Origin of the sequence: Labilithrix luteola, from assembly GCF_001263205.1 — a bacterium.
Taxonomy (GTDB): domain Bacteria; phylum Myxococcota_A; class Polyangia; order Polyangiales; family Polyangiaceae; genus Labilithrix; species Labilithrix luteola.
The window spans coordinates 6,508,843-6,529,226 of record NZ_CP012333.1; the positions used below are offsets into that span (position 1 = coordinate 6,508,843).

General features: G+C 66.0%; 17 protein-coding genes and 1 pseudogene. 7 read left to right on the forward strand and 11 right to left on the reverse strand.

The window, feature by feature from the left end:
* Positions 1-84 precede the first annotated feature (84 nt).
* Positions 85-750: pseudogene (locus tag AKJ09_RS28255) on the forward strand (NADPH-dependent F420 reductase); the annotation flags it as partial.
* A gap of 560 nt (positions 751-1,310) precedes the next feature.
* On the opposite strand, the gene AKJ09_RS28260 reads toward AKJ09_RS28255, so the two are convergent.
* From AKJ09_RS28260 to AKJ09_RS28270, 3 genes are all read right to left on the reverse strand, one after another.
* Positions 1,311-2,288 carry a transposase gene (locus tag AKJ09_RS28260; RefSeq protein WP_146650972.1) on the reverse strand — a complete coding sequence of 326 codons (978 nt, stop codon included), beginning with the start codon at positions 2,286-2,288 and terminating at the stop codon, positions 1,311-1,313.
* 382 nt (positions 2,289-2,670) lie between these two features.
* Complete coding sequence (locus AKJ09_RS28265; protein WP_169927939.1) at positions 2,671-4,602, reverse strand: M4 family metallopeptidase; 1,932 nt, start codon at positions 4,600-4,602, stop codon at positions 2,671-2,673.
* Positions 4,603-4,794: 192 nt separating this feature from the next.
* Complete coding sequence (locus AKJ09_RS28270; protein ID WP_146650974.1) at positions 4,795-4,992, reverse strand: Flp family type IVb pilin; 198 nt, start codon at positions 4,990-4,992, stop codon at positions 4,795-4,797.
* 154 nt (positions 4,993-5,146) lie between these two features.
* Here AKJ09_RS28270 and AKJ09_RS28275 point away from each other — a divergent pair, with 154 nt between their 5' ends.
* Entirely contained in the window at positions 5,147-6,733 is a 1,587-nt protein-coding gene (locus tag AKJ09_RS28275; protein WP_146650975.1) for a serine/threonine-protein kinase, read from the forward strand.
* Between the two features lie 25 nt (positions 6,734-6,758).
* Here the strand turns inward: AKJ09_RS28275 and AKJ09_RS28280 are convergent, their stop codons facing one another.
* The 4 genes from AKJ09_RS28280 to AKJ09_RS28295 form a co-directional block, all read right to left on the reverse strand.
* Positions 6,759-7,082 (reverse strand): hypothetical protein, encoded by a 324-nt coding sequence (locus AKJ09_RS28280; RefSeq protein ID WP_146650976.1) that lies wholly within the window; start codon positions 7,080-7,082, stop codon positions 6,759-6,761.
* A gap of 471 nt (positions 7,083-7,553) precedes the next feature.
* Positions 7,554-8,210: a ferritin-like domain-containing protein gene (locus AKJ09_RS28285; protein ID WP_146650977.1), complete on the reverse strand. Its 657-nt coding sequence runs from the start codon at positions 8,208-8,210 to the stop codon at positions 7,554-7,556.
* Between the two features lie 4 nt (positions 8,211-8,214).
* Positions 8,215-9,159, reverse strand: a complete 945-nt coding sequence (locus tag AKJ09_RS28290; RefSeq protein ID WP_146650978.1) for a DUF4412 domain-containing protein — start codon at positions 9,157-9,159, stop codon at positions 8,215-8,217.
* Between the two features lie 4 nt (positions 9,160-9,163).
* Positions 9,164-10,975 carry a phosphoenolpyruvate carboxykinase (GTP) gene (locus AKJ09_RS28295; RefSeq protein ID WP_146650979.1) on the reverse strand — a complete coding sequence of 604 codons (1,812 nt, stop codon included), beginning with the start codon at positions 10,973-10,975 and terminating at the stop codon, positions 9,164-9,166.
* Positions 10,976-11,203: 228 nt separating this feature from the next.
* Between AKJ09_RS28295 and AKJ09_RS28300 the strand changes: the two genes are divergently transcribed.
* Complete coding sequence (locus tag AKJ09_RS28300) at positions 11,204-12,133, forward strand: endonuclease/exonuclease/phosphatase family protein (RefSeq protein ID WP_146650980.1); 930 nt, start codon at positions 11,204-11,206, stop codon at positions 12,131-12,133.
* Between the two features lies 1 nt (position 12,134).
* On the opposite strand, the gene AKJ09_RS28305 is transcribed toward AKJ09_RS28300, so the two are convergent.
* Complete coding sequence (locus tag AKJ09_RS28305; protein WP_169927940.1) at positions 12,135-12,944, reverse strand: helix-turn-helix domain-containing protein; 810 nt, start codon at positions 12,942-12,944, stop codon at positions 12,135-12,137.
* 167 nt (positions 12,945-13,111) lie between these two features.
* On the opposite strand from AKJ09_RS28305, the gene AKJ09_RS28310 reads away from it, so the two are divergent.
* The 4 genes from AKJ09_RS28310 (at position 13,112) to AKJ09_RS28325 (ending at position 16,582) form a co-directional block, all read left to right on the forward strand.
* A complete protein-coding gene (locus tag AKJ09_RS28310; protein WP_146650982.1) occupies positions 13,112-13,984 on the forward strand; it encodes an NAD(P)H-binding protein in 873 nt (290 codons plus the stop codon).
* 48 nt (positions 13,985-14,032) lie between these two features.
* Entirely contained in the window at positions 14,033-14,725 is a 693-nt protein-coding gene (locus AKJ09_RS28315; RefSeq protein WP_169927941.1) for an enoyl-CoA hydratase/isomerase family protein, read from the forward strand.
* Positions 14,726-14,801: 76 nt separating this feature from the next.
* A complete protein-coding gene (locus tag AKJ09_RS28320) occupies positions 14,802-15,605 on the forward strand; it encodes a hypothetical protein (RefSeq protein ID WP_146650984.1) in 804 nt (267 codons plus the stop codon).
* An 89-nt stretch (positions 15,606-15,694) separates the two neighbouring features.
* Complete coding sequence (locus tag AKJ09_RS28325; RefSeq protein ID WP_146650985.1) at positions 15,695-16,582, forward strand: DMT family transporter; 888 nt, start codon at positions 15,695-15,697, stop codon at positions 16,580-16,582.
* Here the strand turns inward: AKJ09_RS28325 and AKJ09_RS28330 are convergent.
* Genes AKJ09_RS28330 through AKJ09_RS28340 form a run of 3 tightly spaced genes read right to left on the reverse strand, consistent with a single transcriptional unit; the run spans position 16,563 to position 20,191 of the window.
* Complete coding sequence (locus AKJ09_RS28330) at positions 16,563-17,381, reverse strand: exodeoxyribonuclease III (protein ID WP_146650986.1); 819 nt, start codon at positions 17,379-17,381, stop codon at positions 16,563-16,565. The genes AKJ09_RS28325 and AKJ09_RS28330 overlap by 20 nt on opposite strands.
* Before the next feature lie 20 nt (positions 17,382-17,401).
* Positions 17,402-19,159, reverse strand: a complete 1,758-nt coding sequence (locus AKJ09_RS28335) for a cation:proton antiporter domain-containing protein (RefSeq protein ID WP_146650987.1) — start codon at positions 19,157-19,159, stop codon at positions 17,402-17,404.
* Positions 19,160-19,186: 27 nt separating this feature from the next.
* The gene (locus AKJ09_RS28340) at positions 19,187-20,191 is read right to left on the reverse strand and encodes an isocitrate/isopropylmalate dehydrogenase family protein (RefSeq protein WP_146650988.1); all 1,005 of its coding nucleotides are present in this window, start codon (positions 20,189-20,191) and stop codon (positions 19,187-19,189) included.
* Between the last annotated feature and the right edge of the window lie 193 nt (positions 20,192-20,384).

Consider the following 20,384-nt stretch of genomic DNA (forward strand, 5'->3'; position numbering starts at 1 on the left):
TGACACTAAGAGATAGAGATGGAAGCCGGCGAAGCTCCTGGCGGTGCGTGATAGCGCCGCGTCGCGAATCGCGCGAAGCGGCTCTATCGTCCATCCACCATGAAGACCATCGGGCTCATCGGAGCTGGGCACATCGGAAGTCAGGTCGCGCGACTCGCCGTCAAGAACGGCTACGACGTCGTCCTCAGCAACTCACGGGGGCCGGACACACTAAAGGATCTCGTCGCGGAGCTCGGACCGAGGGCACGCGCGGCAACGCCTGTCGAAGCCGCCAAAGCTGGCGATCTGGTCGTCGTGACCATTCCGCTGAAGGCATACGAGAGCGTGCCGGTCGAGCCACTCGCCGGCAAAGTGGTGATCGACACGAACAATTACTATCCGCAGCGCGATGGCCACATCCGCGAGCTCGACGACGAGTCGACCACCACCGCCGAGCTCCTGCAGGCGCATCTTCCCAAGTCCAAAGTCGTCAAGGCGTTCAATCACATCTACGCCGCTGAACTCACGACGCACGGCCAGCCCGCCGGTACCCCCAATCGGCGCGCTCTCGTCATCGCCGGCGACGACGCCGGCTCGAAGGCCACGGTCACGAAGCTGCTCGACCAATTCGGTTTCGACACGGTCGATGTCGGCAAGCTCTCCGAGGGCTGGCGCATCCAACGCGACACACCGGGCTACGGACCGCGCCGCAACGCCGAGGAGCTGAAGAAGGACCTCGCCGCCGCGAAGCGCTATCGCGACACGCGCTAACCCACACTCCGCCTCAAGCGAACCGCATCGAGATCCGACCGACATTGCGCTAACCCACACTCCGCCTCAAGCGAACCGCATCGAGATCCGACCGACATTGAGATCCAACCGCATCGAGATCCGACCGCATCGAGATCCGACCGACATTGCGTACGCCCCCGGCGGAGACCCGACCGACATTGCGGCCCCGCCGGTGCGCCCCCGGCGGGGATCCGACTGCGCCCCCGGCGGAGATCCGACCGCCATTGCGTACGCCCCCGGCGGAGATCCGACCGACATTGACGACCGGCGGCGGAGATCTGACCGACGTTGACCGTGCGCGGCGACCGACGTTGACCGTGCGCGGCGACCCGACCGGTTTTAGGAGGTTCGCGTTCCGTCCTGCCCGAGTTCGCAAAAGAGCGGCCGCGTGCCCGTCCACGATCCACAGCGGAAGGCGAGATGAGCGGATGCTCGTCCGTGGTAAGACGTGCCGGTTCAGACGGAGGTGAGATCGAGAGTGAACCACGTTCACGCTTAGATGCGTGAGCGGTTGAGAACGGCTTTAACTATCTAGCGAACTAGGCCGCGGACGTTTGCGTGCCCACTTCATCGTGTCTGTGGCGTTCACTGCCGACGGCCGCTCCGCCGAGAAGCCAGCCGGGCAGAAGCTCTCGTGCCCACCGCCAAGTTCCTGGCGGGAACGAAACGCCCGCGATGCCCTTCTTGAGCGCGTCGAGGGCGCGCCGATAGAGCTCGTGAAACTGCTTCCTCTCGGCGCGTGCGCGCTTGGCGGCCTCCGCGTTCCCCCCTGTTGCGAAGGTCGGATTTCGCGCGCCGATGGGGCTTGGGCTGTTCGCCCGCCGCGTGAACGGAATCCGGCACAACTTTGCGGCGCTCGTCTTCACGAAGCGGCCGGCACTGCGCGCCGCGGCCCGCGCGGACGCGATGGCCTCTCGCACCGACGAAACGAGCACCTCTTTGGCGCGCGCGCCGAAGGCCTCGATCAGCGCCGGCGGCATCGTAATCGGTATTGTGACGCGCTCAGGCCAATTCGGATTATTGGGATCAAAGTAGACCGACGGTCGCTCGACTTCGATGACGCGCTGCCCGATATCGTTGACAGAAACGGTAACACCGGGCCAGTCATCGGGATCGTCGACCAGCCCCGCATCGACCACGTTGGCAAGCGTGTATCCGATCTCCTTCAGCACGGCCTCGGCGCCATGTAGCTCCACGCAGCTATCAGACGCGCGTTGAAAGACCTCTTCGGGCCATCCACGATGAGCCTTGAGCGCATTGGCGACCAACCGATTGCGATCACGTTTGAATGCCGGCAACACGCCCCGGACGTCCGTGAGCACCTCGTGAAGATGCGTCGAGAGCATTTGGGCGGCATGGAGCTCCATACCGAACTTCGCAGCCATGACTCCCGTGGAGTACCAATAGATCTGTTGCGTCGTGCCGTCTTCGTCCGGTCGCAGGAGATAGTGCCGGCGCGTGACGCGGCGAGTGATGAACCACGTAACTCCTGGGCGGATGCAGCGAGGACGCGACATCCCACACGCACCAGCACGCGGCATGCCGAGATCATGACCTGCTTTTTGCGGAGGACTTCGATATTGAATCTGGCCGTGCCAGTTTTCAGGGTGGCCTGGGCCAGTTCGCGTCTCGGTGCACGAGGCGATTGGGGGGCCGGATACTCCTGGCAGGCAGGCCAATGTCGGTCGGTTCTCAGGCCGTCCTGGCAGGCAGGCCAATGTCGGTCGGTTCTCGGGCCGGCGAATGTCGGTGGGTTCTCAGGCCGGTCGAATGTCGGTCGGTTCTCAGGCCGGTCGAATGTCGGTCGGTTCTCAGGCCGGTCGAATGTCGGTCGAGGTGGCTCTCAAAAGTGGCTCTGCCGACGACGGTGCCGCATCGTGATGCGCTGCACGACCTACGTCACGGGCACGACTTACCGCATTGTGCCTTGAGGGCGTCCGAGCACGACGGGCCCCAGTGGACCGTGCAGCAGTAGATGTCCACGTCGCAGACCTTCTTCGTGCACGGGTCGCACTGAGGGCCGAGCGGCTCACCGAACGTGCATACGTCGTGCGTGCAGCCGCCGTATTGGACGGTGCCTCCGTCGGTGCCCGCGTCGGCGCCTGCGGGGGGACAGGTGATCTTTTGCTGCTTCACCCACTTCTCGTCGAGCGCGTCGACCGCGAGCCATGCGCAGGCTACCGGGGTCGCGCCGGCACGGTCGGACTTGAGCGCATGGGCGACCTGCGCTCGCGCGAGGTCCGGGATGGTCATCGTCGGCGTGATGATCTTCCGGGCCGTCGTCCACCACAGGTTGGTGGCACGGTTCGGGCCGAGGCCCGCCGACACGACGCGCCTGCTCGTATCGTTCGTGCCGCCCACGGTCATGAGGAACCACGCATTGTCGACAATCGGAGCATTCGGGTAGCAGCTCGTTCGGCCAGTGCCGGTCGCCCTGCTCTTGTAGTTGTCACGGCTCCCCGAAATGTTGGTCGGGTGTTGCGCATCCCGGACGACGCCGTCGGGAAACCCCACCGTGTACGTTTCGCCGCCGAGGGTCGCGTTTTGGATAGCGAGCCCCAGCACGTCCGCGACGCCTTCGCTGATCGAGCACGCCTCTCCCGTTTGACCGAGGCCATTGCTCATCTCGTTGACGATGTGCGTGTACTCGTGACCGATGACGTGGAGCAAGGACACGAACGGGCGTTCGGGGGCGACGCCTTCGAAGAAGCGCATGATCCCATAGGTGTGAGCTCTGTCGGTGCCGCCTTGTGCGTTCGCGTTGCCGGCGATACGCGCGCGTAAATCGAGAGGGAGAATCTCTCCCTTGCTACCCTGAAGTCGGTAGCCGAACGCCCGATCGAGAAAGTCCTCGACGCGCTCGACGTTCGCGACGGCACTGACGACCTGCGTGTCCCATGGGCCGGAGAGCGCGCTGGCGTTCAAGGGGTCACCCCCCGAGCCGGTTCCGATGATCATGGCGCCGCGGGTGCCCTTGACGATGCGGCCGGCTCTGTACGTTGTCGCGCCGGCGCCGTCGCTCGCGATGACGGGGAAGCTCTCTTGCTTGCCGTCGAAGCCGGCGGTCGTCGCGCGCTCTTGCGTCTCCCCGTGGAGGTCCGTCCACTGGCGGATCACCGCGCCCGTCTGCGCATCGACGAAGACCGTAGAGGATGTTCCGAGCGAGGCGCCGATGTCGACGGGAACGTGGCGTGCGAGCTGCGGGGAGGTGAGATCGCTCTCGAGGGCGATCACGAGCGCGGCGGACGCTGCCGTCACTGCCACGGTGCTGGGCACCGCTTCCTCCGTTCGCACTGCGCTCTCGGCGGTCGCGCGCGCCGCGCCTTCGTCCACCGCAGGTGTCGCTCGTGCGATGGGCTCCAGGTTCGGCACGAAGGCTCCCTGCGCGAAGGCCACGGACCCGTCGGCTGCGAAGTGCACGACCTTGAAGACGCCCCATACGGGGATTCCAGCGACGATCTGCTGCAAGCGCACGCTGGTCGCTCCGGCCTCGGTGATCACACCGTCGACCGCGTAAGACGCGCGCGCGTCCGGCACGCCGAAGAGAGAGCCGTTCTTCCCGATGTAATCGAGGGCCGCCGCACCCGGATCCGCGCCCGGTGCGAGCACCTGCTCGCTCGACGAGGGCATGTACAGATCGACGGTGGCCGTGACCGGGCTCACGTCACGGATCTCTTGCGGAGGATCCGACGTCGACGTCGACGGTGACGTCGACGGAGAATCGGGCACGGCGAGCGGCGGAGGGTCGGATGGAGAGCTCGAGCAGGCCCCCTCGAACAGGGCGAACGCAACCCCACTGAGTGTCAGGACGGTCCAAACGACTTTGCGCATGAGCAGGCTCTCTCTTCGAATCGTCCGCACGTGCACGCGGCGGCACGCGCGCGTTCGACGCGGTTTTCGCAGAATCTTCACACCAAGACGTGACGTTCGAGCGCCGGTGCCGTGCGCTCTCTGAGCCATGGGCGAGCTCGCGACGAGGGCCGAATCGGGCTCGCCTCGTTCGTCGCGCGGGCGTCGGCGACGCTACTGCTTCATCAACTCTTCGGTCGCCTTGTCGCCGTTCTTTCGCACGGACTTACCGAGCGACCTGTACGCGGCGGCGGCGAGCACCATGATCGCGATGATGAGGAGCGCGTACTCCACCATCGTTGCGCCGCGCCGCGAGAAGCGTGAGGCGCGTGAGAGGAGCGAGGCGTGTGAGGCGTGTGAGGGGCGTGCCATTCGTGTTGCCGTGCGGGCCATCGATCCCCCGATTGGAAAGATACCGCGAAATTGCAGTGATGCACGTAACTCGTGAGGTGGTGCGCGAGCGATCCAGGAGTCCCGCGCGCGAAGGTTCGGCGAGTGCGCTGACACTCGCTACGCTGAAACGAGCATGAGCGCGCTTGCTTTGCCGACGCCGGGGCAAACCTTCGGTCGATACGCGATCGAGTCGTTCGTCGCACGTGGAGGAATGGGCACGGTCTTTCGCGCCATCGACACGGTTCTCCAAAGGCCAGTGGCTCTGAAGGTTCTCCACCACGCTACGTCGCAAGACACCGACGCCGACGCGAGGTTCGTGCGCGAAGCGCGAATCGCCGGGCAGCTCTCGCACCCGAACATCGTCTTCCTCTACGAAACGGGGACGATCGACGGCGTCGCTTTCCTCGCCTTGGAATGGGTCGACGGGGTTTCGCTCTCGGTCGCGCTGCGCAATGGCTTGCCGTACTCCATCCAAAATCGCGTCCTCACGGAGGTGGCGGAGGCGCTCGCGTTCGCTCACGAGCGCGGCGTCGTCCATCGAGACGTCAAACCCGGCAACGTGCTCGTCAGCCGCGAGGGCAACGCGAAGCTCGCCGACTTTGGAATTGCGCGGCAGACCATCCGCACGGGGCCTGACACGTTCGCCACGCGCGAAGGCATGATCCTCGGCACGCCCGCATACATGGCGCCCGAACAGAGTTCGTCGGCCGATGTGGGGCCCGCGGCAGATCAGTTCTCGTGGGGCGTGCTCGCGTACCAAGTGCTCACCGGGCAGCACCCTCGCGACGTGGTGGGCCCGAGCTTCCCCTTCGCAGGTCCGCTGCCGTTTCTCGCGCCCGTGCCTGCTGCCGCCGAGAACGTGATTCGTCGAGCCCTGTCGCTCGACCCTACGGCTCGCTTCGCGTCGATGCGCGCGCTTCTCGAGGCGTTCAACGGAGCGTCGAATGGCGCCGAGGGCGGGCCAGGGACGGCCTTGACGTTCGTGGAAGGGCAGGGCCCGCATCGCGCGCAACGAGCATCGATTCCGATCGCCAAGTCGGACGCCCCTGCGCCACCACTCACACCGAACGCGGCTCCTTCGAGCCATCGCTCGGCTGCGGGCGTCGTCATCGGAACGCTTGCCGTGCTGTCCCTTGGAGGTCTCGCGACCGCAGGAGTCCTTCTCCATCAGGTTCGTTCGGCAGAGGCGCAGGGCCCCGGCATGACCACGACGGTCGCGCCCGCGCCCTCCGGCTCCGCCCTCGCTCCCGACCCATCCTCCGCGTCCGCACCGAACTCCTCCGCGCCGCCGAATCAGAGCTCTGTGCCGTCGGCCTCGGCGCCTCCGCCACGACGTCTCGCGCGAGAGACGCCCGCCGGGCCTACTCCGCCCACGAAGGACGGAAACTGCCTTTGCATGCCACCGCCGACTCCGTACGTGCCGGAGCACCCGCCCGGAATCTCACTGTGCCCGAAGGTGCCGACGCTAGGCGAGTGCCGAGACAATGACTCGCCCGTCTGCCCGCCGAGCATACCGCGGGACGCATGCAGCAATTGGACGACCACGACGGGCGCCCATGGCTCGGTCTGCTCGGGGCTCGACACCGGCGGGAATCCAAGGACGGGGAAGATCGAGAAGCATTGCGAGGTGGACAACCTGTACTCAGGCCGATCGCGAATGCCGTGCCGCGCCTATACGAATGCGGGCAAACTCGTCACTGGAATCTTCATGTGTCGCTGAGCCGCGCAGCGTCACACAAGCCTGATCAATAAAGCGGCGGACCGCTCGTGATGCCCGAGACGATTTCGTCGACCTGGGCGGTGGTTAGGTCAATGCCCGCCTTCACGGCGACGATCTCCATGGTCCGCGTGTCGATGAAGATGGTCACGGGGGCCGAATCCGGGTCGAACAAGCCGCCGATGTTCATGAACGCAGGGTCTAGGGCGCTTGTCGTCCACGACGAATAGGATGCGCGCATGCGGTTCAGATCGGTCTGCGTCGCGGGCGTGCGAGGAGTCGGCCCCTCACCAACGACGGCAAGCGTTGCGATGCGTTTGCTCGATGCATGGAGAGCGTCCAGGGGCCTCATTGCGCCGGTTCTCCACCAGACAAGCGCTACGATGACGAGGGCGTCGTACTTCTCGCCAGACGGATCGTAGTAATCGCTGAGCGCTACGGGTACGAACTGCTCGGAGCCAGGGTGGAGACCGACGAACTTGTAGTTCTTGATTCGCGCTCCACGTCCTTCGATATCCGGCGTAGTGCGCGGTGCCGTGCCAAACGGTCCTTCTGGATAGTCTGGCGCCCTAACCCCGGGACTTGAACAGCATGGGGAGTCGGAGCCGACGGTGTCCAGGCAGATCACCTCGGCGCAGGCGCTGGCGTCCGTCCCGGCTTTTGCACCGAGCTCGCTCGAGGAACATGCGGCGACTACGAGCGCGGTGAACGAAGCGCCCGCCAGGCGGACGCGACAGTGACCTCGACCCGACGGACGCTGATTGACTGCCAACGAACTACCTCGCGACGACGAGCGATCGATGTCGATGAAACTGGGCGCTGCTCAACAGCCTGGCGCGCGCGAGATCCCCATCTTCAGCCGAGCGATCTCTTGCAGCTCCTCGGCCATCGCGAGCACACGCTTGCTCGCTTCGCGCGCGGCGCTCTGAGCTTCGTCCGTCGTCGCGAGCTCGAGGAGCAGGCGTCGACCGAGCTCGTGATGGTGCGTCTCGTCGGGCTGGATGATCTCTTCGTACAAGCGCGCCGTGGTCTCGTCGCCTTGCGCACGTGCGAACTTCGCGAACTCGTCGTTGCGCACGATCGCGAGCGCCTCGCGCGTGAATTGCCCTGCGGCCACGCGCGCGACGGTGCCTTCGAGACCCACGAGCCACGTCAAAAGCGGGCTCTTTCCGCCTGCCATCGGATCGTGGTTCTTCGTCTCCACGCCGAGCTCCGCGAGGCGCTTCTGAATCAATCGATAGTGCTTCGCTTCGTCACCGGCCTGCCGGGCCAAGGCGAGCTTCACGCTCACCTCCGGCGTGGTCGGAAGCCACGCGGCCGCGCATTCGGTGGCCTCGAGCTCGTTCTTCAGAGCGAGCATCAGGAGCTTCGTGATCGTGAGGTCCGGGCCGACTTCGCACGCGGTCGACGCTTCGCGAATTCGCGCGAGGGCGATTTCGTTCTGGGCATCGAGCTCGGCGACGAAGGCTTCGGGGGTCATGGGATCAGTGGGCTCGTTTCGGAGGTGGAAATCCGGGTGGAAGCTTGCCGGAATGGAAAGTCGGAGGCAGTCCCGCGCCAGCCGCTCCAGGCGCGCCAGCACCTGCGCCGGCGAACGCGCTGAACATCGCGGCCAGGTCGACGACTTGGTAGTCCGGCGGCACGACGAAGCGTGCGTCGTCGAGCTTCTTCTTGTCGATCTTCGTCGCCACCATGCGTGTGGTCTCGACGTTGTTCTGATCGTAGACGACGGCGCGGAGCGGGAAGCGATTCACGTCGCTCATGGCGGCGGCGAGGGCGAGCTCGGGCGACTCCATACCGAGGTCGGTGAGGTCGATCCACTTGATGCCCTCGGCGACGCACACGTCGGCGCGGTTCGTCTTCGAGGTGATCTTCCACTCGTCGCACTCGTAGCCGGCGATGACGTCTTTCTTGCCGGTCTTCTCGACCTTCGGCGGCTCCGGCGGCGTGCTCGGCATGGAGGGCTTGCCGGGCTGGCTGGGCATGGAAGGCAGCTGCGGAAGGCGCTGCTCCTTCGGCTTGCTGAAGTCGATGACGATCGCCTTCTTCTGCGCGGGAAGAAGCGCGTACGCCTTCTTCTGCGGTGGATCGATGACCACGCCTGCGCCTCCGCCGAGCATCGGATTACCAGGAGCGATGTCGGCCGGCACGTCGATGCGGACCTTCGGCGACTTCAGCCCGAAGACGAGCGTCTTCGGCGTAGCCGGTTTGCCACCTTCGTGATTCGTGAGCTGCATCGTCAGCTCGCCCTCGAAGTTGCCTCCGAGGAACGAGAGGATGCCGCCACCCGAACCCGAGCCTTGTGACGAACCGCCGTCGGCGTCGCCCTTGCTCAGGCCAGGGATCTTGTTGCACGCAGCGGTCGCTGCCCCGGCGCAGATCGCCAAGGCAACGACTGCCGAACTCGCAAACGCCCCCCCCTTGTTCATGGCTTCAGCCCTGACCGCCCGTGACCGCGTCGATGCGGGCGAGGAGCAGATCGCGGTGGAGCTTGAGCGCGCGGGGCATCTGGTCGCCGAGGCTCTTGAAGAACTCGTCGTACGACTCGAGCTCGGTCTTCCACTCGCCGAGGTCGATGGCCGTCGCCTCGTCGACCTGATCGTGCGGGATGTCGAGACCCGAGAGATCGAGGTCGCCCGCCTTCGGAACCCAACCGAAGAGCGTCTCCTGGCCGCCGACGCGCAGACGCGCGCGGTCGACGACCCACTTGAGGACGCGCATGTTCTCGCCGAAGCCCGGCCAGAGGAACTTGCCGTTCTTGTCCTTACGGAACCAGTTGACCATGAACACCTTCGGCGGGTTCGTGATCGTCGACTGCATGGCGAGCCAGTGCTGGAAGTACTCGCCCATGTTGTAGCCGCAGAACGGAAGCATCGCGAACGGGTCGCGGCGAACGACGCCGACCTTGCCCGTGGCGGCAGCCGTGGTCTCCGAGCCCATCGTGGCTCCGTAGAACACGCCGTTCAGCCAGTTGAAGGCCTGCATGACGAGCGGAACGGTCGTCGCGCGGCGGCCGCCGAAGATGATGGCGCTGATCGGGACGCCCGCCGGGTCGTCGTAGAACTTCGAGAGGCAGGGGTTGTTCGTCGCGGGCGCGGTGAAGCGCGCGTTCGGGTGCGCGGCCTTCTCCGTCGACGCGGGCGTCCAGGCGTTGCCCTTCCAGTCGATGAGCTCCTGCGGAGTCGCTCCGTCCTTGCCTTCCCACCACACGTCGCCATCGGGCGTGCGCGCAACGTTCGTGAAGATCGTGTCGCGCGAGATGGTCTTCATGGCGTTGGGGTTCGAGTCGTAGCTCGTGCCCGGCGCGACGCCGAAGTAACCGAACTCGGGGTTGACCGCGTAGAGCTTGCCGTCGTCGCCGACGCGCATCCAGGCGATGTCGTCACCGACCGTCCAGATCTTCCAGCCCTTGAAGCGCTTGGGCGGAATCATCATGGCGAAGTTCGTCTTGCCGCACGCGCTCGGGAACGCGGCCGCAACGTACGTCATCTCGCCTTCGGGGCTCTCGACGCCGAGGATGAGCATGTGCTCGGCGAGCCAACCTTCGCGCTTGCCGAGGTAGCTGCCGACGCGGAGGGCGAGGCACTTCTTGCCGAGGAGCACGTTGCCGCCGTAGCCGGAGCCGACGGACCAGATCGTGTTGTCCTGCGGGAAGTGGCAGATGAAGCGGCGCTCGGGGTTCACGTCGAGCGTGCAGTGGAGACCGCGGTTGAAGTCGTTCGACGTCGCGCCGAGCATGTCGAGGGCGACTTTGCCCATGCGCGCCATGATGCGCATGTTGAGCACGACGTAGATGCTGTCGGTGATCTCGACGCCGACCTTCGACATCTTCGAGCCGGCGGGGCCCATGATGTACGGGACAACGTACATCGTGCGGCCCTTCATCGAGCCGTCGAAGAGCTTGCCGAGCTGCTCGTAGGCTTCCTTCGGATCCTTCCAGTTGTTGGTCGGACCAGCTTCTTCCTTCGTCGGCGTGCAGATGAACGTGAGCTGCTCGACGCGCGCGACGTCGTTCGGGTTCGAGCGGTGCAGGTAGCAGCCCGGGAGCTTCTCCTGGTTGAGCGGCTCGATGATCTTCTGCGCGACGGCCTCTTCGGTCAGCCTGTTCTTCTCCTCTTCGGAGCCGTCGCACCAGACGATGCGCTCGGGCTTCGTGAGCTGGGCCATCTCGCTGACCCACTTGAGGAGGTTCTCGTTCTTCGTAAGCGGCTTGCCGGCAGAATCGACGGGAGCAGAGACACTCATGAGGCCCCATTTACCGCAGGTTCTTGTGCAGCGCACCCCTAAAGCCCGAGCGTGACTCAGGCCTGCGTGTCGCGTTTTTCTCGAGATTGTCCGGCGCGAATTCGAGTGCGCATGGAAGAAGTCTTTCTGCACGGCGTGCGATCGCGACGACTGCAGAGCTGCTTTTCTACGAATACGCTGCCGCACGTACATCGGGCCGAGAACGACCTACGTTGATCGGTGCCGTCGATGTTGGTCGGCTCCGTTCGCGCCGCCTGGCGCGCGCTTCCCGTGTTTGGTGTCATTTTCGTGACTGGCGCGCTCGTGCCTGGTTGTGGCGGCCAGTCCGACGACGCAGATCTCGACGCGCACGAGCGATGCGGTGATGCGATCTTCTCTCGGTCCGCGACGGTGAAGGTGATGACCCTGAACCTCCGCCACGACGAGGATCAGTGGCGTCGCAGGTTCGAGCTCGTGGCGGACGAGATCGCGCGGCTCGAGCCGGACATCATCGGTCTGCAAGAGGTCGAGATCGACGTCCAACAGGCGCCCGCCTTGAACGAGCTCGTCGCGTCACGCGGAAAGCGCCGCTACCAGATCTACCAAGAGACGAAGCCCGCCGGCGGTGAGGGCGTGGCGATCATGACGCGCTTTCCGATCCTCTGGCACGATCACCTTCCCATGCGCGACAACCGAGTGAGCGTGTTCGTGCGCGTCCGTCATCCTTCGGGCAGCGACATCGACGTCGTCGACACCCATCTCAGTGTCGGCACGGAGTCGACCGTCATGAGTGCGCGGGTCGAGCAAGCGCTCGACACCGTGCGACTCGCGAATCGCAATCTCGCGTGCAACCCGACGTTCTTCACCGGCGATCTCAACTCGGGCGAGCGTGAGCTTCCCCTCGAACGATTGAAGGAAGCCGGCTTCGTCGATTCGTACGCCTTCCTCCACGGCTCACCGACGCCTCTGGACGGTAACACGTCCGACCTCGTCCTCGCCGACGGCGCCTTCGAACAGCATCCTCAGGAGCGCATCGACTTCGTTCTCTCGCGCGGTGCCGGCCAGTGCTCGGTCTCCCCCGTGAAGTCGGAGGTCTGTTTTCGCAACCACGACGACAAGGGCTTCTATCCCTCCGATCACTTCGGCGTGATGACGACCTTCGCGGTGCGCCTCCGATGATTCAGGTAGGGCAAACGTCGCGCAATGCGTGCAACGGTGCGGGCAATGGCAGGTTGCCGCGCGCGAAGTTCGTGGGCGACACGCCGAGCAGGGCGCGGAACTCGGCATTCAAATGCGCCTGATCGTAGAAGCCCGTATCTGCGGCCAGCCGTGCCCAGCCGACGCGGCCTACGCGTGAGACGGCACGACGGATGCGGGCGATGCGTGCCATGCGTTTGGGCGAGACACCGATCTCGTCGCTGAAGAACTGTCGCAAGCGGCGCTCACTCACGCCGAGGCGAGATGCGAGATCGTTCACGGACGAGGGATCGTCGCAGTCGAGCGCCTCGAGGGCACGATGCGCGAGCTGCATGCCGTGCGTGGCAGCCTGCACGTCGCGCGAGGTCTCGAGCCTCTCGAGAAGCACGCTCTCGAGCACGCGAACGGCGGCATCTTCGTTGCGGCCGGCCACGTGGAGTGCCTCTCGAAGACGCGTTGCTCGGTTACCCCAGAGGTCGTCGACCGAAACCATCCGATTCGCGAGATCGCTCGCGACCACGCCGAGCAAGGTTCGCGCCGCCCCAGGGCGAAACGACAAGCGCGCATAGAAGGGAATGCTCGAAGACCGCTTGTACGAAGCTCGGTCGTTCGGGCCTACCGCGACCAGTTTGACGGCTTCGTCGTCGACGCACATGACGAGCGAGGAGTTTCCGTTCGGCAGTCGCGTGAACGTTCGCTCCGGCATCGACCCGACGGACATGACCGTCACGGACGTCACCCAAGGCCGGAGCCGTCCCGACGGAAGGAGCGTTTTGGAAGAGCCGTTCGTCATGGCGAGCTGCATATCGAGTCTACCGCGGAACGCGTGCGCGTCGTTGTCTTCGATGCTTCCAGCGAATGAACCGTCGCGCCGTCGTTCTGCCGAAATCTCCAAGACCACGTCGCTCGCTCGACGCAGAGTGCACGTGCGATTCGAACGTCGCGCGAAAGGATGTCGTCATGATTCTCGTCACGGGAGCCACGGGTACGATCGGTCGTTTGCTGCTCGCCGAGCTTCGCGGAAAGGCCGAGGTGCGTGCGATGACGCGCGATCCCGAGAAGGCGCGCGCCGCGCTCGGGGCGCTCGGCGAGACCATCGAGCTCGTACGCGGTGATTACGACGACGCGCGCACGCTGACCTCGGCGTTGGAAGGCGCCTCGTCCCTCTTCCTGCTGGCCGCGCCGGGGCCCACCGTCTCGGATCACGATCGCGCGATGATGAACGCCGTCGCTGCCGCAGGCGCGAAGCGCTCGCTGACGAAGGTCGTGAAGCTCTCCGCGCTCGGCGCCGACGCATCTCCGCTGCTTCGTGCGGGGGCGTGGCATCAGCCGGGCGAGCGTGCGGTTCGCGAGTCGGGCCTTGCCTGGACGATCCTCAGGCCGGGCGGCTTCGCATCGAATGCACTCGGATGGGCTGCGTCGCTGCGCTCGGGCACCGAGATCGAGGTCGCCACGAGCGATGGGCGGCATGGCGTGATCGACCCGCGTGACGTCGCGGCGGTGGCGGCGCGTGCGCTTCTCTCGAACGAGCTCGATGGGCGCGGCTTCACCCTCACCGGGCCCGAGGCCATCAGCACGCCCGATCAGCTCGCGATCCTCGGCGAAGCCCTCGGACGTCCGGTGGTCATGAAGCTCGTCACGCCCGATCATGCCGCCGACAAGATGGCAAGCTTCGGTGTTCCTGCGCCGTTCGTCGAAGCGGTGCGCGAGGGACATGGTTTCGTGCGTTCGGGCCGCGCTGCGGAGCTCACGGGCAGCGTCGCAGAGATTCTCGGTCGACCCGCGCGCTCGTTCCGCACGTGGGTGAACGATCATCTGGCCGCGTTCGGTTGAGCAAGCGAACGCATGCGGCGCGCGCCGGGCCGGCGTATGGTCAGGCGCATGAAGACCATCCTCCTCGAGGGCCCGGGCAAGAACTCGCTGTCGACGTTGCTCATGGAGCACGCGCTCGAGGAGGTCAGGGGCGCGGGCACCGAGCCCATTCTGCTCACGGGCGCGGGTGATGCGTTCTCGGCCGGGCTCAACCTCAAAGAAGTGGCCGAGCTCGACGTCGACGGGCTCCGCTGTTTCCTCGGCGTGCTCGAAAGGCTGGTGACCGCGCTCTACGAGCACCCTGGGCCGACGGTCGCGTGGGTCAACGGTCATGCGATCGCTGGCGGTTGCGTGCTTGCGCTCTGCTGTGACGCGCGGGTCATGACGTCACGCGACGGCACGCGCATCGGTCTCAACGAGGTGGCCATCGGCCTTCGCTTTCCGCCTCGCACCTTCACCGCCGTCAGCCGCGCCCTGGCGGGGCCCTCGCTGGCGCGGATCATCCTCGAGGCGGGCCTGTACCCTGCGCAGACGGCCAAAGAGCTCGGGATGGTCGACACGCTCGGGGAGGAGGCTGAGGCGCGAGCTTGGCTCGAGCGGCTCGCAGCTCACCCGCGCGATGCGTATGCCGCGGCCAAGGTCGCGGTGCGCGGCAAGCTCGACGTGCCTGCCGAAGAGGAAAAGCGCTTCTTCGAGGAGATGGTGCCGTACTGGGCTGCGCCCGAGCTGAAGGCGCGGCTGAAGGCCCTCCTCAAGCGGTAAGTGGTCGCAAAGACACTCCGCGCCACGCGAATCGAATAGCGTTGGGCTTCGTTTCGTCCAACACTTGCGGTTGTCCATGGCGTTCTTCTCTTCGGTGCCCGGCGCGCGTCTTTCGAACGCGGTGGCCTCGCTCGCTCTCGTCTTTCTCGTCGGCGCGGGCGCGTGCCTGGCGGGCTGCTCCTCATCGAGCGCCAGTGCTGCGCAAGGGCCCTCCCACCCCGTCGCTGCCGCGCCGCCACCGAAGGACGACGGCAAGCCCGCGCAAGGTGGTGTCGGTGGAGACAGTCACTCCGCGGCGCTCGAGCAGCTGAAGGTCTCGCCGATCAACACGAAGAACGACAAGCAGAACAGCGTTCTCGTGCCACTGCCCGATGCCGAGCATTGGACGCGCGTGAAGTTCCTCACGGTGCCGAGCCTCGTCGGCTTCCGTTATGGCAAGGAGCACCACGCCATCGTCGCGGGCTTCATCACGCACGTCGACGACAACCAAATCGAGGGGGCTTGCAACAAGAGCTTCGAGTCATGGGCCATGCCCTGGGTCGAGGCCTTCGAAGTCGAGCTCAAACACGACCCGCCGACCGCCTTCTCGTGGGCGCCGCCCATCCCGAAGTCGGCGCCGGGACAGGCCGTTCCGAAGAAGATCGCCATCGTCGACGTCGACCCCCTCCTTGCGAAGACGGCCACCGTGCTCTCGCGCGAGTCTTACGCCGCCGCCTGGGCCGCGTATCCCGCATGGGAAAAGGCGTGCCTCATCGTCGGAGTCGCCGTTCCCACGCGTGACGACGAGGCGCGTGCGCGTGCCGTGCGCGATCGCTTCGTGAGCGACGTTTTCCCGAAGATCGTCGCGACGAGTCCTGCCGAGCCCAAAGAGCGGTACTGAGCACGGGCGCGACGAGCGCGCAGCGTTTCCGGGGACGGTCGAACGGAGCGTTTGACGGAAACGATCTCCTGCCCCAGTGTGCGCGCCGAATGACGGAGGAACGGGTCGGTCGAAACGACGTCTTGCTCGTGATCGTGGCGTCGCTCGCCTTCGCGACGAGCGGTCCCCTCGGCAAGATCGCCACGTCCATTCCCGCCGTCACCGTCGCGGCTGTACGAACGGGCCTCGCTGCGCTCGCCGTCGGCCTCCTCGCCCCGCGCGCGCTCGTTACGAGCCTCCGTGCACTCTCCAATCGTCATCGCGTGGCCGTGGTTCTGGCTGGCGGACTTCTTGCGGCTCATTTCGTACTCTTTCTCGGCGGCCTCGGAGCAACCTCGCTTCCGGCGGCCGTCGCGCTCGTCTCGCTCGAGCCGCTTGCCGTCGTCGTCGCCGCGTTCCTCGCCTTCGGACTTCGGCCGACGAGGCTCGAGATCGTCGGCATCGTTCTCGCGACCGCCGGCGCCCTTGTCGTCGCGTCCGGTGCGGGGGCAGGGGAGCACCGACTCGCCGGCGATCTGATGGTGCTCGGCGCGGTCGTTCTCTACGGTATCTACGTGGCGGCGGCACGCGGCCTTCGCGATGCGATGCCCGCGTTGCCGTATGCGGCGGTCGTCTATGCGTCGTCGACCGTGCTGCTCCTGCCGCTTTCGCTCGCCGTGGGCCTGCAGGCGACACCCACGCCGCCGACGACGGGCGCGTTCCTATCGGTGCTGGGGCTGGCGCTCATTCCCACGCTGGTCGGTCACTCGCTCGTGCAGAGTGCCGCGCGCCATGCGCCGCCGGCGCTCGTGGCCCTCGTCTCACCAGGCGAGACGGTGGGGTCGCTCGCCATCGGCGCCATTGCGATGGGTGCGCTTCCGAGCCCTCGTGAAGGGGCGGGCGCCGCGCTCGTTCTCCTTGGCGCGACGATCGCCGTGCTCAGTCGACGACCGCGATGACCGGCGCGTGATCCGAGGGCACGGCCCCGGCGGCGCTCTTCTTGCGGTACTCGCGATCGACGTAGACGTCTTTGACGCGCGATGCGACGGCCGGCGTGGCGAAGAGCAGGTCGATACGCATGCCGAGGTTCTTGTGGAAGTTCCCGGCGCGATAATCCCACCACGAGTAGCTCACCGTGTCGGGGTACTTCGAGCGATAGAGATCGACGAGGCCCGCCGACCGAATGCGCGAGATGAGCGCGCGCTCTTCGTCGGTGTGGAAGATGGTGCCTTTGAAGTTCACGCCGCCGTACGAGTCGATGTCCTGGTAGCAGACGTTGAAGTCGCCGCCGAGGACGAGCGGCGCATCCTTGTCCGCCCGCGACTCGACGTGCTCGGCGAGGGCCGTGAGCCAGCGCAGCTTCATCGGGTAATCGGTGTGTGTCACGTGCTTGCCGTTCGGCACGTAGATGCTCGCGACCTCGATCCCGGCAACCTTGGCCGAGACGAAGCGTGCGCCCGACTCACCCACGCCAGGCAGCTCGCGCGTGACGATCTCGGGGCGCTCGCGGCCCAGCACCGCCACGCCGTTCCAACTCTGCTGACCGACCAGTACCGCGTGGTAACCGGCCGCGCGGATCTCGAGGTGAGGGAACTCGGCCTCGACGATCTTCAGCTCTTGCAAGCAGACGACGTCCGGCTTTCGCTCAGCCAGCCATTCCGTCAAGCGCTGCGAACGAGCGCGGATGCCGTTGACGTTCCAGGTCGCGAGAAGCACGCCGGCGGTGTAGCGGGTTTGGAGCGCCGCGTCACCTGTCACCTAGCTCACCTAGCTCACGCTCAGCCGTCCGTCAGGCTCGTCATTCGTGGGCCGGGGGCGCTGCTGGCGATACGCTTGCCGTGCTCGTCGAGGCAGTGGACGGCCTCTTCGAGCGACTTGGCCTTGAGAAGTGCCGTGCGCGCCGTCTCGTCGAAGACCGACTTGGCGAGCCCCGCCAGGACGCGCACCTCGCGCTCGTACGCCTTCGGTGGAAGCAGGAGCAAGAAGACGATGCGCGCAGGCCGGCCGTCCGGTGCGTCGAAGTCGATGCCATCCTGCGAGAGCCCCAGCGCGACGACGGGACGGTTGAGTCCTTCCACGGCGGCGTGCGGGATCGCAACCTCGTCGCCGAGGCCCGTGGGCGCCACGAGCTCCCGCTCGAGGACGGCGATGAGCGCCGTCTCCACGAGATCGCCGATGGTGGGTCGCAGGGCGTGTCCGAGCTCTTCGATCGCGCGCGCCGACGTGGACGCGGTGAGCTTGCTGACGAAGGCGCCCGAGCGCACGAGCATGGCCGCGTCTTCGCCGTTCGTGCGCGCGCCCGAGGGCATCGTCGTGGGGTAGAGCAGGTGCTTCATGATCGGGCCCGCGACAAGCGACGTTCCGATCGCCATCGTGACCAGGGCGACGAAGACGCGGTCGTCGATGAGACCGGCTTCGCGCGCGAGGAGGGCGAGGATGATCTCCATCGCCCCGCGTGCATTGAGGCCGAAGCCGACGGCGAATGCCTCGCGCCATGACAGGCCCGTCCAACGCGCGCCGAGGGAGCATCCGAGGAGCTTGGCGCCGCTCGCCACGGCGAACACGGCCAGGCAAAGCCACGGCACGAAGTTCGACACGAAGTCGACGCGCAGCGCCGTCGACGCAAAGAAGACCGGTGCGAACACGTTGGTGACGAACTGCTGGATCGTCTGCCGCGTGCGCTCGCGAAGGCGCGGGGAGTCTCCGATGGCCACGCCCACGATGAATCCGCCGAGGACGGCGTGGATGCCGATGGCTTGCGTGGCGGTTGCTCCGAGGATGGCGACGACGATGAGGAGCGACAGGATGCGCCCCGGCGCAACGTCGACCTGCTGTTCGAGGTGCGCGAGCGCGCGATCGGCGAGGCGCCTGCCGATGACGAGGACGCCCAAGACGAAGACCAGCGCGAGGCCGAGCGTTCGAACGAGGTGGCTGAAGTCGACCGTGCGGCCCTTCATCGGGCCGAGCAGCATGCTGAACGCAATCCACCCGATGAGGTCGTCGAACATCGCGGCGGTCATGACCAAAAGGCCGATGTCCGTCTTGAAGAGTCCGAGATCGAGCAGCGTCTTCGCGATCACGGGCATCGCCGAAATCGAGAGCGCGACGCCCAAGAACAGCGCGAAGAGCAGGCGCTGGTTGGGGTTCAGGATGAACGAGTCGGGGACGAGGTACCCGAGGAGCACGCCGCCCATGAGTGGGATGACGATGCCCAGGATCGACACGGACATCGCCGTGCGGCCGCGTCTCTTGATGATGGAGAGCTCGACCTCGAGCCCGGCCACGACGAGCAAGAGCACGACCGCGATGGTCGTGTACGCCGAGAGCATCGTCTTGGGCGCACCGCCCGGGAACAGAAACTCGTTGGCGGCAGGGGAGACGCGACCGAGGACGGTCTTGCCGAGGAGCAAGCCCGTGGAGAGCTCGCCAACGACGGCGGGCAACCCGAGGTTACGGGCTAGCTCGCCGAGAAGTCGGGCGACGCCGAGGAGAACTGCGATGGAAAGTAGAAATACTACGCCGTCGTGTTCGCTCACGACTCGCCATCCCCCATCGGCGAGGCCTCAGGCCCGACCAATGGCCTCGCAGAGCGCGCGGGTGAACTCGTCGGTTCCGGCGCTGCCCCCGAGGTCCGTCGTGCGGGTTCCGCGTTCGAACGTCGTGAGCAGACCGCGCTCGATCTTCGACGCCGCGGTGTGCTCGTCGAGGTGGTGGAGCATCATGACCGCGCTCTGGATGAGGGCGGTGGGGTTCGCGATTCCCTTGCCTGCGATGTCCGGCGCGGTGCCGTGGACGGCTTCGAAGACGGCCGCTTCGACGCCGATGTTCGCGCCCGGCACGATGCCGAGGCCGCCGACCAGGCCAGCGCCGAGGTCGGAGAGGATGTCGCCGTAGAGGTTCTCCGTCACGATGACGTCGAGCTTGTTGGCGTTCCTGACCATGTTCATCGCGCAGGCGTCGACGATGACTTCGGCCGGCTCGATGCGTGGATGCTTCTGCGCCACCTTGCGGAAGCTCTCGAGGAGAAGACCGTCGGAGAGCTTCATGATGTTGGCCTTGTGGACGACGGTGACGCGCTTGCGCCCCATCCGTTCCGCGTAGTCGAATGCATACTCACAGATGCGCGTGCAGGCGCGCTCCGTGATCAATTTCATCGACTGGGCGACGCCCGGCATGATCATGAGCTCGAGACCCGCGTAAAGGTCCTCGGTGTTCTCACGAACGATGACGATGTCCGTGCCTTCGAATCGCGGCTCGATGCCGGGCAAGCTACGAACCGGGCGCACGTTCGCGTAGAGATCGAGCGCCTGGCGGAGCGTGACGTTGACGGAGCGGAAACCCTTGCCGATCGGGGTGCCGATCGGCCCCTTGAGGGCCACCTTGTTCCGGCGGACCGACGCGAGGACTTCGTCGGGAAGGGTCGTGCCGCGCTTCTCGGCGACGGCAGCACCGGCTTCCTGGACGTCCCAGTCGATCTTCACGCCTGCGGCTTCGAGCACGCGTCGTGTCGCGTCGGCGACCTCGGGTCCGATACCATCCCCCGGGATGAGCGTGATCGTGTGGGCCATTGTTGGCGCCCAGACTATCGTTCGTCGCCCTTAGGTTCCAGATGGACATGCAACAAACGAGCGCTTCCGACGGTCGCGACGCCCGCGTTTTGCGTTTGACAGCAAACGACCTCGAGCATCGGGTGCTGCTGTGGTCGCCGGAGAACGCCACAGACGCGGTCGAGCCATCGCGCGGCGTCTCCGAATCGTCACG